This is a genomic window from Undibacterium sp. KW1, from assembly GCF_009937955.1.
Classification (GTDB): Bacteria; Pseudomonadota; Gammaproteobacteria; order Burkholderiales; family Burkholderiaceae_D; genus Undibacterium.
The window spans coordinates 6,295,378-6,312,047 of record NZ_AP018439.1; the positions used below are offsets into that span (position 1 = coordinate 6,295,378).

The 16,670-nt window shown below is 52.1% G+C and carries 15 protein-coding genes; 9 read left to right on the top strand and 6 right to left on the bottom strand.

Going from position 1 to position 16,670, the window contains the following annotated elements; translation table 11 throughout:
• Positions 1-120: 120 nt before the first annotated feature.
• The 4 genes from UNDKW_RS28480 to UNDKW_RS28495 all read left to right on the top strand — a co-directional run bounded on the left by UNDKW_RS28480 (position 121) and on the right by UNDKW_RS28495 (position 3,126).
• A complete protein-coding gene (locus UNDKW_RS28480; protein ID WP_162061525.1) occupies positions 121-1,125 on the top strand; it encodes an NAD-dependent epimerase/dehydratase family protein in 1,005 nt (334 codons plus the stop codon).
• 107 nt (positions 1,126-1,232) lie between these two features.
• Positions 1,233-1,748 (top strand): flavodoxin family protein, encoded by a 516-nt coding sequence (locus tag UNDKW_RS28485; protein WP_162061526.1) that lies wholly within the window; start codon positions 1,233-1,235, stop codon positions 1,746-1,748.
• Positions 1,738-2,541 carry an arylamine N-acetyltransferase gene (locus UNDKW_RS28490; RefSeq protein ID WP_162061527.1) on the top strand — a complete coding sequence of 268 codons (804 nt, stop codon included), beginning with the start codon at positions 1,738-1,740 and terminating at the stop codon, positions 2,539-2,541. The genes UNDKW_RS28485 and UNDKW_RS28490 overlap by 11 nt, the downstream gene beginning before the upstream one ends.
• A gap of 372 nt (positions 2,542-2,913) precedes the next feature.
• Entirely contained in the window at positions 2,914-3,126 is a 213-nt protein-coding gene (locus tag UNDKW_RS28495; RefSeq protein WP_162061528.1) for a hypothetical protein, read from the top strand.
• A gap of 8 nt (positions 3,127-3,134) precedes the next feature.
• On the opposite strand, the gene dbpA is transcribed toward UNDKW_RS28495, so the two are convergent.
• Together dbpA and UNDKW_RS28505 are read right to left on the bottom strand one after the other, a co-directional pair.
• Positions 3,135-4,520, bottom strand: a complete 1,386-nt coding sequence (dbpA, locus tag UNDKW_RS28500) for an ATP-dependent RNA helicase DbpA (RefSeq protein ID WP_162061529.1) — start codon at positions 4,518-4,520, stop codon at positions 3,135-3,137.
• Between the two features lie 143 nt (positions 4,521-4,663).
• Positions 4,664-6,304: a DUF4214 domain-containing protein gene (locus tag UNDKW_RS28505; RefSeq protein ID WP_162061530.1), complete on the bottom strand. Its 1,641-nt coding sequence runs from the start codon at positions 6,302-6,304 to the stop codon at positions 4,664-4,666.
• A gap of 192 nt (positions 6,305-6,496) precedes the next feature.
• On the opposite strand from UNDKW_RS28505, the gene UNDKW_RS28510 reads away from it, so the two are divergent.
• From UNDKW_RS28510 to UNDKW_RS28520, 3 genes are read left to right on the top strand one after another with little or no spacing between them, the layout of a single operon-like run.
• Positions 6,497-7,018: an SRPBCC family protein gene (locus UNDKW_RS28510; protein ID WP_162061531.1), complete on the top strand. Its 522-nt coding sequence runs from the start codon at positions 6,497-6,499 to the stop codon at positions 7,016-7,018.
• Positions 7,019-7,059: 41 nt separating this feature from the next.
• On the top strand, positions 7,060-7,350 hold the full coding sequence (locus UNDKW_RS28515; RefSeq protein ID WP_162044176.1) for a hypothetical protein: 291 nt from the start codon (positions 7,060-7,062) through the stop codon (positions 7,348-7,350).
• Positions 7,351-7,381: 31 nt separating this feature from the next.
• Positions 7,382-8,308 carry a GyrI-like domain-containing protein gene (locus UNDKW_RS28520; protein WP_162061532.1) on the top strand — a complete coding sequence of 309 codons (927 nt, stop codon included), beginning with the start codon at positions 7,382-7,384 and terminating at the stop codon, positions 8,306-8,308.
• Between the two features lie 5 nt (positions 8,309-8,313).
• On the opposite strand, the gene UNDKW_RS28525 is transcribed toward UNDKW_RS28520, so the two are convergent.
• A complete protein-coding gene (locus tag UNDKW_RS28525) occupies positions 8,314-9,894 on the bottom strand; it encodes a pyridoxamine 5'-phosphate oxidase family protein (RefSeq protein WP_162061533.1) in 1,581 nt (526 codons plus the stop codon).
• A gap of 37 nt (positions 9,895-9,931) precedes the next feature.
• Entirely contained in the window at positions 9,932-10,465 is a 534-nt protein-coding gene (locus UNDKW_RS28530; RefSeq protein ID WP_162061534.1) for a carboxymuconolactone decarboxylase family protein, read from the bottom strand.
• Between the two features lie 307 nt (positions 10,466-10,772).
• Between UNDKW_RS28530 and UNDKW_RS28535 the strand changes: the two genes are divergently transcribed.
• A complete protein-coding gene (locus UNDKW_RS28535; RefSeq protein ID WP_162061535.1) occupies positions 10,773-12,908 on the top strand; it encodes a S46 family peptidase in 2,136 nt (711 codons plus the stop codon).
• Between the two features lie 58 nt (positions 12,909-12,966).
• Here UNDKW_RS28535 and UNDKW_RS28540 read toward each other — a convergent pair whose 3' ends face one another.
• Together UNDKW_RS28540 and UNDKW_RS28545 are read right to left on the bottom strand one after the other, a co-directional pair.
• Positions 12,967-13,380 (bottom strand): GFA family protein, encoded by a 414-nt coding sequence (locus tag UNDKW_RS28540; protein WP_162061536.1) that lies wholly within the window; start codon positions 13,378-13,380, stop codon positions 12,967-12,969.
• Between the two features lie 29 nt (positions 13,381-13,409).
• On the bottom strand, positions 13,410-16,202 hold the full coding sequence (locus UNDKW_RS28545) for an EAL domain-containing protein (protein ID WP_162061537.1): 2,793 nt from the start codon (positions 16,200-16,202) through the stop codon (positions 13,410-13,412).
• Positions 16,203-16,466: 264 nt separating this feature from the next.
• On the opposite strand from UNDKW_RS28545, the gene UNDKW_RS28550 reads away from it, so the two are divergent.
• Complete coding sequence (locus tag UNDKW_RS28550; protein ID WP_162061538.1) at positions 16,467-16,664, top strand: DUF1737 domain-containing protein; 198 nt, start codon at positions 16,467-16,469, stop codon at positions 16,662-16,664.
• Positions 16,665-16,670: the final 6 nt, after the last annotated feature.

Consider the following 16,670-nt stretch of genomic DNA (forward strand, 5'->3'; position numbering starts at 1 on the left):
GCCAAGGCATTCAAATTTGAATAGGACTTATGTATTTATGTCGATTGTAAATACATCCTGCCAGATTGAGAATGCCTGCATTACTTATTTTTTCTGCCTAGCCCACTACCGGAGCTCCTCATGAATCTTGCATCCAAAGCGCGCAATGCTCAATCACCCTCAGTGCTGGTACTTGGTGCCAAAGGCCGCTTGGGGCAGGCTGCGGTGGAGGCCTTTGCCGCAGCAGGCTGGCGCGTGATTGCCCAGGCACGTTCAGTTGGCTATGACAGGCCGGAGCAAAATATAGAGTTCCTGCAATGCGATGTACTTGATACTGCCCGCATACTGGCTGCAGTACCCAGGGTGGATGTGGTGGTGCATGCGGTAAATCCCGACTATACCCGCTGGGATACCCTATTGCCGCCGACTACCGAAGCTGTCATACGCATCGCTAGCGCCAGCCAGGCTTTGCTGATGGTGCCCGGCAATGTGTATAACTTCGGTGCAGATTTACCTCCGGTGCTGGCAGAAGACACGCCTTTTGTCGCCAATACAACCAGGGCGGCACAACGCATAGCCATGGAAGAAAGCCTGGCGGTTGCTACCCAGCAGGGCTTACGCTGTATGATTTTACGCGCCGGTGATTTCATTGGCGGCACCGGCACCTGGCTGGACATGGCGATCACCAAGTCACTCGCCAAAGGTGTGGTCACCCATATGGGGCCAGATGATTTGCCGCATGCCTGGGCTTATCTGCCCGATCTGGCCAGGATATTCGTGCGCGTTGCTGAGCAGCGTCATCGTTTGCCTGCTTTTGAGGTCATGCATTACCCTGGCATTACAGCCAGCGGCAAGGAAGTGCATGCCGCACTGGAGCAATTGAGTGGCCGCCCGCTCAAAGCCAAAGCCATGCCCTGGTTGCTGATGCAGGCCATAGGCCTGTTTTCTCCCATGCTGCGCGCCGCGATCAAAATGCGCTACCTGTGGCAGCGTCCGCATCAATTGCAAGGTGAAAAACTGGAAAAATTACTTGGCAAGATATCGACCAGCAGTCTGCAGGATGCCTTGCGTAGCTATGTGAAGAAACCGCAAGCAGGCGAAGACTTCTTGATCGAGACCGGTACGGGCAAGCGAAGCGGATTTTGACGGGGGCAGGCAGCTTGCTCGCTTATTTTCTGCGGAGGGCTGCTCTGCAAGAATTGCTATAGCGGAGTATATTCAGGTTTCTTTCTTGTTGATTGTGTATCGCAACCATGCCTGAAACCCGTACTGTTATTTTCGTTGGCAGTTCCAGAAGTACAGGTAATACTGCTGAACTCGCTAGCTCCGTTGCCAGCAAACTCAAAGCCAGTGTCATCGATCTTAATCAATACCGGATCGCTCCTTTTGATTATGAGTTCAGGAACCGCGACGATGATTTTCTGACGCTGATGAATCAGGTACTCAGCTTCGACCGCATCATACTTGCAACCCCGATGTACTGGTACTCTCCCAGCGCCATCATGAAAATTTTCATGGACAGGATTTCTGACTTGCTGAAAGTCGAAAAAGACCTGGGGCGGCAGTTGCGTACAAAGAAGGCCGCCCTGCTGGGCACGGGTTACGATGCCATACCCGCCGCCTGCTTTGAGCAAGTGTTCCAGCATACTTTTGACTATCTCGGCATGGGATATGAAGGCATGCTATATGCAAGCTGTCAGGATGATTTCATTCATGCCGAGCATGCACTTGCGATAGAGAAATTCACGGAGGCCCTGCATGCTGAATGAAGCACAACTTGATGCTTATCTGCACAGGCTCGCTTACCGTGGGCCACGCAATGCTGATCTGGCGACACTGACAGCCCTGCATCAGGCGCATCTGCAAAAGATCGCTTTTGAAAACCTGGACATCAGTCTCGGCAACAAGCTGGATTTATCGACGGATGCCTTGCTAGATAAATTATTGCGGCAGGGGCGCGGTGGTTTTTGTTATGAACTGAACCAGGCCTTTGCACTACTGCTGGAAACCCTGGGTTTTGGCGTCAGCCGCTTGTCTGCCCGAGTGCATAATGGCAAGGACTATGGGCCGGACTTTGATCACATGCTCTTGCTGGTGCGTGTAGATGGGCAGAATTATCTGGCTGATGTCGGTTTTGGCGATTGCTTCCGTACACCTTTGCAATTAGGTGGTGAAGGCGTACATGAACTGGGCTTGCATTATTATCTGGCAGCGGATGGTGAGCAACATTATGTGCTCATGCAGGCCAGGGATGCTGGTGCAGGGCATGCACAATACCGCTTCAGTTTGCAGGCTTATGCCATCGCTGCTTTTTTTAAGATGTGTACCTATCAGCAGACTTCGCCAGCATCGCATTTTACGCAAAAGTCGATATGCTCTATTGCCACCGCCAAGGGTCGCATCAGCATATCCAACAATAAATGCATCATCACCGATGAGCATGGGCGGCATGTGCATAGCATCCGTGATGAAGATGAATACCGCAGCTTGCTGTTGGAGCATTTTGGGATGAAATTGGCGGGGGATGTGGATGTTGGGAAGTTATTGGTGAGGCAGGCGTAGGAAGTAATTTCTTAGCCCACTTACAATCTTATTTACTTCATTCCTGCGTCGGCAGGAATCTACCGGGCTGGCGCTCCAGCAACGTTCGGAGCATACTTTAACGTAAACTAATTTCAGATACATCATAATTGCATATCTGATTTTAATGCCCCTATACGTTATTTAAGAGTGCCGGCCGGGGGTAGCCCGGCAGCTACTCACCTTTTTTGCTTCGCCAAAAAAGGTAAGCGAAAAAAGGCGACCCAGGCGTAGCCGCCCCTGCGGGGTTCCCGTTTATGCAGTACAAAAAATGGGAAGATCCGAAACTCGCCTTTGGCTCAAACAGCGGCTCTTCTCTTTCCATTTTCTGTACCGCACAAACGGCGTCTACACATGGGAACTGCGAAAAGTCAAAAGCAACCCCAAAGTCAAAAGCAACCCCAAAGTCAAAAGCAACCCCAAAGTCAAAAGCAACCCCAAAGTCAAAAGCAACCCCAAAGTCAAAAGCAACCCCAAAGTCAAAAGCAACCCCAAAGTCAAAAGCAACCCCAAAGTCAAAAGCAACCCAACAGCACCATCAATCCAACTGCTGTTGATATTTCATGATGCTGCAATCAATCAACAATCCGCATCCTGAATTGCCTGCCCTTGATATTGGTACGGCTCAGCCTATCTACCGTTTTTTCTGCAACCTGCCTATCTATGGCGACGTAGGTGACAAATTCCGAGACATTGATTTTGCCTACCTGTTCTTTTTTCAAGCCCAGATCAGCAGTCAGTGCGCCGAGCAGATCACCGGGGCGGAGTTTGTCTTTTTTGCCGCCCATGATGCAGATGGTCATCATCGGGGCTTGCAGGTCTCTTTCCGGGCCGGCTTCAATCGCGTGGATATCACCCCAACTGACGGATTCACCCTGATACTCTTCTATCAGTTTGACCCACTTCTTTTCACCCGGTGTGGCAAGGCTCAGGGCCAGGCCTTTTTCACCGGCACGGCCTGTGCGGCCTATGCGGTGGATGTGGACTTCGGTGTCTTTGGAGACGTCGACATTGATGACGGCACCCAGGGTTTGTATGTCCAGGCCGCGGGCGGCGACGTCGGTGGCGACGAGGACTGAGCAGCTTTGATTGGCGAAACGTATCAAGACCTCGTCGCGGTCGCGTTGTTCAAGGTCGCCATGCAAGGCCAGGGCGCTGATGCCCTGGGCGTGCAATTCTTCTGTCAGTTCGCGGCAGTGTATCTTGGTATTGCAAAAGGCAATGGTGGATGTCGGCTGGTAATGATGCAGCAGCGTGGCGACAGCGGTATTGCGTCCTTCAGGTGTGACCAGATAAAACACTTGTTCGATATGATTGGCGGCATGCTGGGATTCAACCTTGATCTCCACCGGGTCGCGCAGCAATTGTTCGCTGGCCTGGCGTATATCATCCGGGTAGGTTGCCGAGAACAGCAGGGTTTGTCTGCGCGTGGGCGTGGCGGCGACGATGTCGTAGATATCATCATAAAAGCCCATGTCGACCATGCGGTCGGCTTCATCCAGCACCAGGGTTTGTACGGTTTTCAGGTTGATGGTGTCACGACTGATATGGTCGATCAGGCGGCCAGGTGTGCCGACCACGATGTGGGCACCATATTCGAGCGAGGCAATCTGCGGGCGCATGGCCGTGCCACCGCACAGGGTGACGATCTTGACGTTTGGCATGGTCCTGGCCAGACGGCGCAATTCATTGGCGACCTGGTCAGCCAGCTCACGCGTCGGGCAAATCACCAGGCCCTGGACGGCAAAATAAGTGGGATTGAGCTTGGCCAGCATGCCTATGCCAAAAGCAGCGGTCTTGCCGCTACCGGTCTTGGCCTGGGCGATCAGGTCTTGCTGCTGCAGGATAATGGGCAGGCTGGCTGCCTGTATGGCTGTCATTTCCTTGTAGCCCATGCTCTCCAGATTGGCGAGCATGGGGGCGGATAGCGGCAGGGTATTGAAGGCGGTGGATTCTGACATGGAAGGTATTTTGTATGAAGACGACGACAGCAGGCTGCTCTTTCATGAGCAGCCCGGCGGATATGTCGTCATTGTAGGGTAAGCTGCCGCCAGCGTGGCGGGCTTTGAGGTATGAAAGACTGAAAGTGGCTATTACTGCGTGTTTATGCAGGCCAGACCAGGTATTCAATGCCATTTTGTATAGAACCTATGACCAGAGCCTGGTTTTCGGCGCTTTCACAAAAGCTGGCGAGGGCACCGGCGGCAGTGATTTTATTGGTGTTGAGCTGATCCAGCCAGTAATTGAAGCCAGCCTGGTCTGGTGTACGGTGCAAGACATTCTGGTAGAAATTGGTGACCAGCACGGTATTCGTGGGTTTAGTGCCATACAGTTTCTGGAATTCAGCCGACAACATGAAGCCCGCCGCTACCGTTGTCAGACTGGAACCCTGGTCCATATCATTGATCCAGTAACCCAGGCCTTTCAAGTCTGGCTTGCGGTCAAAGGCCGCCTGGTACAGGCGGTAAGCCTGCCCGGCAATGCCATTGATATCAAGGGCGATGTTTTCATCGGTGAAATGCAGGCGTTCTACGTTGACTAGGGTATCCGTGCCTTCAGTACCAGTTTTAGCAGCGACTACCGCAGTGCCCCCTTTGACGCTGACACTGTAATTTGTGTGCAGACCGTTGTAGATGGCGGTATCGAGGCCCAGGTCACCATCAATTGCATCGTTGCCGCCATTGCCTGTAAAACTGTTGTTGAGCTTGTTGCCATACAAAGTGTCATTGCCAGCACCGCCTATCGCATTCTCTATATAGGCACCATAGGCGATGCCGAGATTTTGCCTGCCATCGTAAGTTGGTACCGTGCCACCGGTATAGCCAGGCGGATTGGGCGCAGACACCATGCGTATGTCAGAATAACTACCGGGGCTGAGGTCGATCATGCAACCCAGAGTAAAGTTGGCGACAGAAATTGTGTCATTACCACCAGCATCCCAGATGGTTTTCAGGAAAGGGGTATTCGGGTCGAAAGTATACACGTCGTTGCCCGTCCGGTAACTATTGTTGGCACCATACGCATATTGCATGGCAGCGATATCCAGCACCATCGGTGTTTCTGGCACGATGTACTTGAAACTGAATGAAGGCTTGCCTGAGGCATCGTAAGTGATGGTCCTGAACATGTCATTGGCTTGTTCCGTGTAAGACATGATGGAATATTGTGCCGTATCAAAGGCCGTAGGCAAGACCACATCACCCTCGAAAGGGTGCTTGAGCCCGAGCGCATGACCAAGCTCATGTATCAATGATGAATAATTGAATGAACCCACGCTCCAGTTGGTATTGGTTTTATTGCCATTGCCAGACAGCCAGATGTCCCCGCCAGAAGGGCTGACACTGCTTGGTCTGTATGCCCAGCCCCAGGCCTTATCGCCTGTTGATGTGGTGTCTGCGAATGAAGTCCAGGCAACGCGGATATTTCCTGCACTGTTGTTGTTGTCAGCAACCTGTACAAACTGTATGTCAGCGACATTGGCCCAGGCCTGCATGGCAGCCTTGGTGGCGGTTTGCTGTTCCAGGCTGAGCGCCATGTGGCTGGCACCCGGTTCATTGTCCGAGGTGTAGCTGCTGGAACTGTTGCGCCCATAAAAATAGGATTCGCCCGCAGTCCATGGGAAGCTGTAAGTCACAACTGCACCATTCAGGCCACCCCATTTGATCCCATGGAGCAGCGCATCAATCAGCGTGACGCCGGTTAGCGTAAAGTTGGTGGTCTGGCCTGCATCGCTCGGTAATGGCATAGGAATATGGATAAATTAATGGAGAATGGCCTTAGTATAGCCAGTTTGTTGCCTGAAAAACAGCAAGCGCTGGTCCTGGATTTCACTTTGACAGTAAATTTTGTAAGCAAAATATACTAGGGCTTGCATGCAATGCTGGTAAATAGGCCTCAGGCAAATTAAGCTATTAGCTTAACATTGAGGAGACGTCTCATGATCATTGCCATTGTCGTGCTTTTGTTCGCTGCCTTCTTATTGTATGTCGCCAGCTTGCCGGATCATTTTCGTGTCGAGCGATCTCTCGCATTCCAGGCCAGGCCTGAACAGATTTCCCCCCTGATTAATGACTTTCACGAATGGGAAGCCTGGTCTCCCTGGGAAAAGGCCGACCCGGCTGTGCAGCGCACCTATAGCGGTGCTGCGCAGGGGCAGGGAGCGGTTTATGCGTGGAAGGGGAACAAAGACCTTGGCGAAGGCAAGATGGAAATCCTGGAAACCCGGCCTCATGATTACCTGCGCCTGCAAATCAATTTCTACAAGCCATTTGCTGCGCAAAATACCATAGAGTTCCGTCTTGAAGAAAAAGATGGCGGCACGGTCGTCAGTCATGCCATGTTTGGTCCTTGCAACTTCATGTCCAAACTCATGAGTCTGTTTTTCAGCATGGATAAAATGGTGGGTGGCAAATTTGATGAGGGTCTGCATAGCATCAATAATATCGTCGAAAAAAACTGAACAGACTTACCGTAAGAGCAGCAATTTTGAAAGGACAGCACATGGCAAGACAGCGAAAATTCTATACCTGGTTATGCCAGCATAGTCTTGCCAGTTTTTTGCTGCTGACCCTGAGCTTCGTTGTGTTTGGCAAACTGTCTTTCGACATTGTCCACCTGTTCAGTGCCAATGCTGAGTATCTGCTCGACAATGGCTGGATAGGCCTGGTCGAAGGTGGCTTGCAACAATTGCTCGAACTTATCTTGTCAGCCTGCGCTGCCATGGCTGCCTACATGCTATTCAAACTCTGTGAACAGGCTTTGCTGGAACGCTTGCGCCACCGGCATGACTGACGCAGAAAGACAGAACTGAGCAAGAACTATCATGCAGCATCGCTGGAGGCTGTTTATTCTGCAGTCTGTCAGGGAGAAATCATTGAGTGAATCCAATTACCAACAGCGCATGCTGCGTGTGTTGCAGTACATCGATACCCATCTGGATGAAGACTTATCGGTGGAGCGTTTAAGTGCAGTTGCGGCTTTCTCAAAATTTCATTTTCACCGGCAGTTTTCTGAATATTTTGGTCTGGCGGCATTTCGCTATGTGCAGCTATTGAGACTTAAAAAAGCCATGTATGAACTGGCATTCCGTAGCCATAAACAGGTGATTCATATCGCGCTGGATAATGGCTATGAAAGCAGTGAAGCTTTTTCCCGTGCTTTTAAAAAAAGCCTGGGACTGAGCCCGGTGCAATTCAGGAAACAGCCTCAGTGGGACAACTGGCAAGACAGCAATTCAACCTTGATCCAATTGAGAGAACAGCATATGCCCATGACTTATCAACACGGCGATGTACGCATCGTCGCCTTCCCTGAAACCCGTATCGCCGTGCTGGAACATCGCGGCGCGCCCGGCTTGCTGCCCAACAGCATCCAGCGCTTCATTGCCTGGCGCAAGCTTAACAAACTGCCGCCCAGCGTCAGCGCGACATTTAATCTTATCTATGACGACCCTGAGCAAACGCCCGCTGCCGATTTTCGCTTTGACCTCGCAGCGGCAGTCACTGCGCCAGTAGCAGAGAACGAGCATGGCATCGTCAACAAGACTATCCCCGCTGGAGAATGTGCGGTAATAAGGCATACTGGCAGTGATGCTGAGCTCGGAAATGTCGTGCGCTTTTTGTATAACAGCTGGCTGCCACAAAGCGAGCGCAATTTGCGCGACTTTCCCCTGTTCTTCCAGCGCATCAGCTTCTTCCCTGATGTGCCTGAACACCTGATGGTGACGGACATCTTCCTGTCTTTGCAATAATAGCTTTACAGATCAAGCACCAGTTCACCCGCTTGTGCACGCGAGACACAGATGCAGATGCGGTCTTTTTGCTCTGCTTCTGTCAACACCGCATCCCTGTGCAGTGCCTGCCCGCCCAGCAATTTTACTGCGCAAGTGCCGCAATTACCGGTTTCGCATTCTGCCTGTGCTACTACCCCATGGGCGCGCACGGCTTGCAGAATGGTCTGATCAGCGCGGACATGGATGACTTTTTTACTGCGTGCCAGCTCCACCCGTATCTCTTCGTCCTTATTTGATTTTTGTACCGCAAATCTTTCATAGCGTACTCTTTGCGGGTCTATGCCCAAAGCCGCCGCAGTACTTTGCGCGGCAGCGATCATGCTGGTTGGGCCGCAGATATAGAACAGGCTGTCCTGACCGGCTTCTTCCATGATGTTGTGTATATCCATGCGTTGCTGCAGATCTGCCGCATACAGATGCAATGAGGCACCCAGTTGCATTTGCAACTCTGCACGATAGGCCATCGCATTGAGCGTGCGGCCAGCATAGTGCAAAGTGCATGGCCGCCCCTGCGCTGACAATTGTCCAGCCATGGGTTTGATAGCGGTGATACCTATGCCTCCGGCGATCAGCACGGCTGGTGCCGCATGCGCATGCAATGAAAAGTCATTACGTGGCAAATCACAATGCAGGTGCATGCCCAGCGCATAAAGATCGTGGACTGCTATGGAGCCTCCGCGGCCCTCGGGTGCGGCAAGCACGGCAATTTCGTAACAGTCAGCTGGTCCACCAGCAGAACTGATGGAGTATTGACGTGTAGCCGCCTGCCCGTCTGCCAGCAAGACGGGTACCCGCAAATGTGCGCCTGCGCTCACCGCAGGCAAATCCTTGCCTGCAGGGTCACGCAGTTCATAAGCGCGTATGCGTGGACTGAGTTGGCGTACGCCTGTGATCACCAGTTCCAGTGGGCCATTACCAAGGCTGCTGGGTTTTGCCGGTGCAGTCTTTTGTGTTAACTGTTCTTCCAGTTGGTGCTTCTCAGTCAGCAGCTTCGCCAGCATGCCCTGCACTTCCTTTTCGCTAAACCTGGGCGTGATATGTTGCGGGCAATTCCACTCTACGGCTTCTACCGTGATGACAATGGCACGCTCGACACGGGCGCGGTAGCCAGGCATTTCCAGCCTGGCGATCAGGCGCACATCATCCTCTTCATGAACGATTTTGGCATGGCCCCATATCTTCATGCGGCGGCGGCGGGCATAGTCCATGAGTATCAAGGATACCCTGTCGCTGGCAAGCAGATTGCCCACGCTAAGGTACTGGGCATTACCAGAAAAATCTGCATAAGCGATGGTCTTGTTATCGAGGATTTTAAGGAAACCGGCTGGGCCACCGCGGTGTTGCACGTAGGGCCAGCCGTTTTCTGAAATCGTCGCCTGGTAAAAGCTGTCGCGGGCAGCGATGAATTCCATGTCCTGCGCCAGCAGGGAATCGCGTTTTTCTTCCACCAGTTCAAAACCACGATTGGCTTCGCGGCTGCCATACAGGCTTTGTGCGGCTTTGACGCTTGGGGTAAAACTGATATCGGCAAATGCGCGTGACATGATGATCTCCTCGCTGTGACGGGACAGATTTCTGGACTTAGAGGCTGACTTTAGGGAAGTCGATTTCCAGACGAGTGGCCTTGCCCAGGATATTCGTCAGGATATTCATGCCCACATGGGTGATGACTTCGATAATGTCGGCATCGCTGTAACCGTGGTCGCGCATTTCCAGAATTTCTGTCGTGCTCACTTCACCTGCATGTTCGACCAGTGAGCGCGCAAATTTCACGGCAACCGCGGCTTTCGCGTCCTGGCTGCTGCCTGCACGGTTGGCAGCCATTTCTTCATTGTCCAGGCCAGTGCCACGGCCTATGGCAGTATGGGCAGAGACGCAATATTCACAGGAATTTTTTTGCGCGACTGCCAGGGCAATACGCTCGCGGGTTTGCGGGTCCAGGCTGCCTTCACCGGTGATGCCATGCAAGCCCAGAAATGCGCGCAAGGCGGCAGGGGAATTGGCAAAGGCTTTCAAAAAATTCGGAACCATGCCCAGTTTGGTTTGTATCGCTTCCAGCAGGGCCAGTTGCTCAGCATTGGCAGTTTCTTTGGTGACGAGATTGATGCGGCTCATGATATTTCCATTCAATTGAGGTTGAGGTAACGGTATTGATATGCAATGGCATGAACCACAGTTTGTATGTTTCATGGAAATATAGGAATAGACTAAATCCTAAATTAATTATTCCGGTAAATGGAATAATTTAAAGTTTGCCATCTTCCCTTCGAGAAATGCAGGAACTATTTCAGCTAAGATATGTCTGTATTTGCGCCTAATTGCTTGTATTTCATGGTAATTAGTCAATTTGCTATGAATCGTTTTGTTATGAAGCAATTAGCAAATCATGCGTATGACTTAAGAATTTAATTTGGAGTGTATTTTGTTTAAAACCCTTGCTCTTCCGCTGGCCCTGGCTGGTGTTGTTTCCTCTGCTTATGCTGACGAAGGTCAGTGGCAACCCTACCAGTTGCCACAACTAAAATCTGAACTGAAGCGCATAGGCATCAATGTGCCTGCAGAAAAACTGGCGGATTTGCAAAAACACCCGATGTCAGCGATGGTATCGCTCGGCGGTTGCTCGGCTTCTTTTGTATCGAATACCGGCCTGGTGGTAACCAATCATCATTGCGCTTATGGTGCCGTACAAAGAAATTCGACAGCAGAAAAAAATTATATTGCAAATGGTTTTCTGGCCAAGACACTGGCAGATGAATTGCCCGCAGGCCCCGATGCGCGCATGTATATCACTGAAAAAGTCGAGAATGTCACTGAGCAGATCAACAAGGGGCTGACCGCCGCCATGTCTGGCCGCGCCAGGGCTGAGCATGTGGAAAACCGTATCAAGGCGCTGATTGCTGAATGTGAGCAAGACAAGGCCTACCGTTGCTCGGTACCGAGTTTCCATCGTGGTCTTGAGTATTACCGCATACGCCAGATCATGATACGTGACGTGCGCCTGGTATATGCACCGTCAGACAAGATAGGCAATTTTGGTGGCGAGGTCGATAATTTTGAATGGCCGCGTCATACCGGTGACTATGCCTTTCTGCGTGCCTATGTAGGAAGGAATGGCCGCCCTGCCGATCTGTCTGTCGAGAACGTGCCGTATCAGTCAAAAGACTTTCTCGTCGTATCTGCCCAGGGTTTGAAGAATGGTGACCCTATCTTGCTGGCAGGTTACCCGGGCCGCACCAGCCGCTACAAACTGCCGGCAGAAATACGCTATGCCCGTGATGTCAGCTACCCTGCCAAAGTGGCAGAAACCAAAGCTGATCTCGCCGTCATTGCCGCTGCAACTTCAGGCAATGCTGGTGCTGGTGTACGTTATGCCAGCGTAGCCAAAGGCCTCAACAATGGTTTGAAGAAAACAGAGGGCTTGCTGGAAGGCTTTGCCCGCAAGGACATCGCTGCCATCAAGGATGGCCAGGATGCAGAGTTTCGCCGCTGGTATGCCCAGCATGGCAGCAACAAGGATTTGTTGAAAGAGCTTGATACCGTCATCGCTGCCGACATGGCGATGTCAGAAGAAGAATTTGCCTGGTCAGTTGCCAGCACCAGCGAAATGCTGAAGAGTGCACGCACGCTCTACCGCCTGGCGGTGGAAAGCACAAAACCGGATGCAGAGCGCCAGCCCGGTTACCAGCAGCGCGACATGAATATCATCGCTGGCAAACTCAGCCGCCTGGAACAATCCTATCTGCAAAATGTCGATCAGGCCAGGTTCACTGCAGCGCTGCAAAGATATAGTAAATTACCAGCAGCATCCCATCCAAAGGGTCTGGATGTATTGTTGCCGACACCAGAGAGTGTGGCCAGCCTGTATCAGCAAAGCGGCCTGGGTGAAACCTCCAAACGACTGGCCTGGATGGGCAAGGACCGCAAGGCTTTTGAACAATCCGACGATGCTTTTGTGCGTCTGGCCGTGAAACTGCATGACACTGCCATGTCACTCGAAGACCGCCGCAAAGAGCTCGATGGCAATCTGGAACGGGTGATTCCGCAATACATGCAAGCCGTCATAGAATGGAAAAAATCCCAGGGCAAGCCAGTCTATCCAGATGCCAACTCCACCCTGCGCGTGACCTATGGCACGGTAGCACCTTATTCACCGCGTGATGGCGTCATCAAAGGCCCGTTCACGACAGTCGAAGGCATAGTAGAAAAACACACGGGCAAAGCGCCGTTCAATATGCAGGAAAATTTATTGACAGCCGTGAAGGAAAAACGCTACGGCGTATTCAAGGACAATGTCCTGCAAACCGTGCCTGTCAATTTCCTGTCCAGTGCTGATACAACCGGTGGCAATTCCGGCTCTGCTGTCTTGAATAAAAATGGTGAACTGGTGGGTTTGAATTTTGATTCGACCTATGAATCGATTACCAAGGACTGGTACTTCGACACTGCCATCACCCGCGCCATTCATGTCGACATCCGTTACATGTTATGGGTCATGAAAGAAGTTGATCATGCCGATAATCTGTTGAAGGAAATGACGATCAGGTATCCGGCGAAGTAAGCTGCTTGACTCATGTAAAAAGCGTGTTCCTGAAAGTGGGACACGCTTTTTTTATCTCTCAGGATTTGCGTGGCATTTGCTCAAAATGCCTGCAGCTGTCAGAAGTCTCTAGCCAGGATAATTTATTCTCACAATAAATATCCATGCGCGGGGCCAGGCTTTCATGTTGATTGACTGTGCCCAGATACAGCATGCTGAGACCTGCATACGTTTCATGATTCGAGTTGTACAGGGGCGTGCCGCAATCAGTACAAAAATGGCGCTGGGTACGCGATGTGACGGTATAGCTTTTCAGCAGTTCCTGACCCTGGGTGAATGCCAGCTCAGCTTCCTTGACCACGACATAAGATGATAATGCTGCTCCTGTCATGCGGCGGCACAGGCCGCAATGGCAGGCGACGATTTGCAATGCGGGGGCCGGGTAGTGATAGGCAATTTTTCCGCAACTGCATTGACCGCTGATTGTTTGCATGGTGTCTCCAATTTATTATTTATTCGAGCTCAGGCACCTTCCCATTCCAGGCCTTTGCCATGTCCCCAGATCAGCGGGGCGACATAGCTGTCTGCCCAGGCCTCGACCTGGCCCGCTGGCATGGGGCGGGCGACGCCGTAACCTTGCGCCAGTTCGCAACCCAGGCGCATGAGGGCTACGCCATGTTCGGCACTTTCCACGCCTTCTGCAATCACGCCACGGTTAAAGGCGCGTGCCAGGCCGATGACGGCGCTGATGACGGCCAGGTCGTCTTTGTCTTCCAGCATATCACGGACAAAGCTCTGGTCGATTTTCAGGGTATCGGCGGGCAGGCGTTTCAGGTATGACAATGAAGAATAACCGGTACCAAAATCATCAAGTGCAAAGCTGACACCGATTTGCTGGCAGGCCAGCATGACTTCGCGTACATGCTGTATATCCTTGATGGCAGCAGATTCGAGTATTTCTATTTCCAGGCGTTCGGGGGCGACATCCGGGTAGGCTGCCAGCACCGCACGCAGGCGCTCGACAAAGTCCTTGCACTGGAAATGGCGCGCCGCGATATTCACACTGATGACCCAGTCCACATGCTGATGTGTCCATGCGCGCAATTGTTCCATGGCCTGTTGCAAGACAAAATCACCAACATCGATGATCAGGTCAGTATGTTCTATCAACGGCAAGAAATTCAAAGGCCCAACGATGCCCTGCTCAGGATGTTGCCAGCGCAACAGCGCTTCCATGCCGATGATGCGGCCCTGGCGCATATTGACCTTGGGCTGGAAATACAAGCGCATCTCGCCTTGTTGCAAAGCCTGGCGCACGCGGGCGCGCTGGTTGTGGTGGGTACGCAATTGCTGGTCTTGCTCGGCGTCGAATAAATGGAATTGATTGCGTCCGTTCAGCTTGGCCTGGTACATGGCCTGGTCGGCACAACGCAACAGGGTATCGGCATTCACATCATCACGCGGATAAATTGCCACGCCTATGCTGGCCGACAGGCTGATGCCTTGCTGTTCTATTTCGTAAGGTTGCGCCAGTACTGCCAGCAATAATGCCAGGTTCAGTTCGACACCAGCGATGTCACGCTGGTTTTGCAGCAGTACGACAAACTCGTCACCACCCAGGCGCGCCACATGATGTTCGCTGCCTGCATTGTCTTCCAGGCGGCGTGCAACCTGCTGCAATAATTTGTTGGCAAATTCCTGGCCATGGCTTTCATTGATGGCCTGGAAGTGGTCAAGGTCGAGCAGGCAAACTGCCAGCCATGTTTCCTGGTCGTGGGCAGTTTGTATCGCCGTGCTGAAGCGTTCTGCCAGCGCCGCACGGTTTTCCAGGCCGGTCAGGATATCGTGCCCTGCCTGCCAGTTCAGTTGTTGCATCAACTGGCGTTTTTCACTGACATCGCGGAATACCAGGACACAGCCTGTGACCGTGCCGTCTCTTTGCCTGATCGGCGCTGCCGTGTAATCAACTTCAAACTGTTGACCGCTGCGTGCGGTCAACAATTGATTATTCGCTTGCAGGATTTCGCTGCTCTGGCAAATCTGCTGCAAAAATTCTCTCAGCTTGTCGCGCTGCAGTACATCGCTTAAAGCAAACACATCGGCCAGTTCATGCGCCTGTGCTTCCTTGCGGTTCCACCCACAAATTTGCTGCGCTACCTTGTTGAGCATCAGTATGCGTCCATCGACATCCGTACTGATGACGGCGTCACCGATAGATGCCAGGGTAGTTTCCACTCTTTCATTTGCCGCCGCCAGCGTGGCCTGTGCCTGGTTGCGTTCACTGATGTCAATCAGGGCACCTATGCTGCCTGTGGCTTCGCCATCGACATTGGTGAAACTGGCCTGGTAATAAATTACATCCAGTATCTGACCGGCAGCCTGTATCTGGATTTCCCTGACCAGCTTGCCATGTTCATTTTGCAGGGATGGCGCGGCGTCATTGCCCAGTGCCAGCACAGGCATGGGGCGGCCCACGACATCGGCAGCATTCAGGGCAAACAATTCTTCCCAGGCGCGGTTGATGCGCTGACAGATACCGTACTGGTCCTGAAAAAATATAGGGATGGGCAAGGCATGCAGCAATTGCCAGGTGAAATGCAATTGCTCGCTATTGGCGCGCTGGCTGCGTTGCAGGGTCGTGAGCAGGGTCTGTACCTCGTTGGCCATGCCATTGAAGGTGGTTGCCAGTGCGCGCGCTTCTGCCGTGCCGGTGACCGACATGCGTATCGAATGCTGGCCTTTCTTGAATTTGTCCGTAGCATCTGCCAGCCTGCGCAGGGTGTTGACGTTCGAGCGCAGGATCAGGCCCAGCAAAAAATATATAGTGAAAATAATGGCCAGTGAAATCTTGCCCTGGCTCATGACTTTTTGCCAGATGTGGCTATTTTCACTGGCGATGCTGGTTTCCAGGCTCAGCGTACCGATGTCGCCATTTGCCAGCCTGACTTGCCGGGCCATGCTTTCTGTATGCAGGGACAACAGGCGGTTAAACCAGGCTGGTGAGCTTGCCGCAGGTGCGGTCTGGTCCTGACCCTGAATTTGTTTCTGTATCTGCCCTTGTTTATATTGCCAGGTGATACGCCACAGTACCGGGCTGGATTCTACTTCCTGTGCCAGGAGCTGGCGCATGGACTCAGTATCGCTACGTTCAGACAGGCTGCTCAGTGCAGGGATGAGGAAGTGGCTGCTATGCCTTAGTTCTGTCGCTATTCTTTGTCTGGCATCGGCGACTTCGCTGTTGATCATCAGGTAGTAGCGCAGGGCGCTGACGGCGATGATCAGGAAAAAAAGGGGCAGGAATAAACGGGTATACACTCCTCGCTGTTGCCATCGCTGTAAAAATTTTTGTAATGTTTGCACAAATTCAACAAATTTCAGTGAAGTAAACCAGTTTGATTGAGGAGGCTTGCAGAAAGCTAATTGTGAGTAATTGTAACCTGAAGATTAATATTGCCGTATTGAAAAAAAGTGATACATGGCAAATATGTGTTGCCACTTTTTTGCGCAGACCCGGCCAGGCAGGCGTCATCGAATATAATGTGCCTCACTTATGATCCCGCAGTTTGGAGTGCACTCTTCATGAAACTCTACCGTTACCTGACCGGCCCGGACGACAAGAACTTTTGCCTGCGTGTCACAGCGGCCTTGAACCAGGGCTGGATCCTGTATGGCGGCCCTACGCTGAGTTTTAATGGTCAGCAAACCATCGCCGGACAAGCCATCATCAAGGAAGTGGATGGTGAATTTTCACAAGATATGGACCTGTCCAGCCTCTAGGTGCAG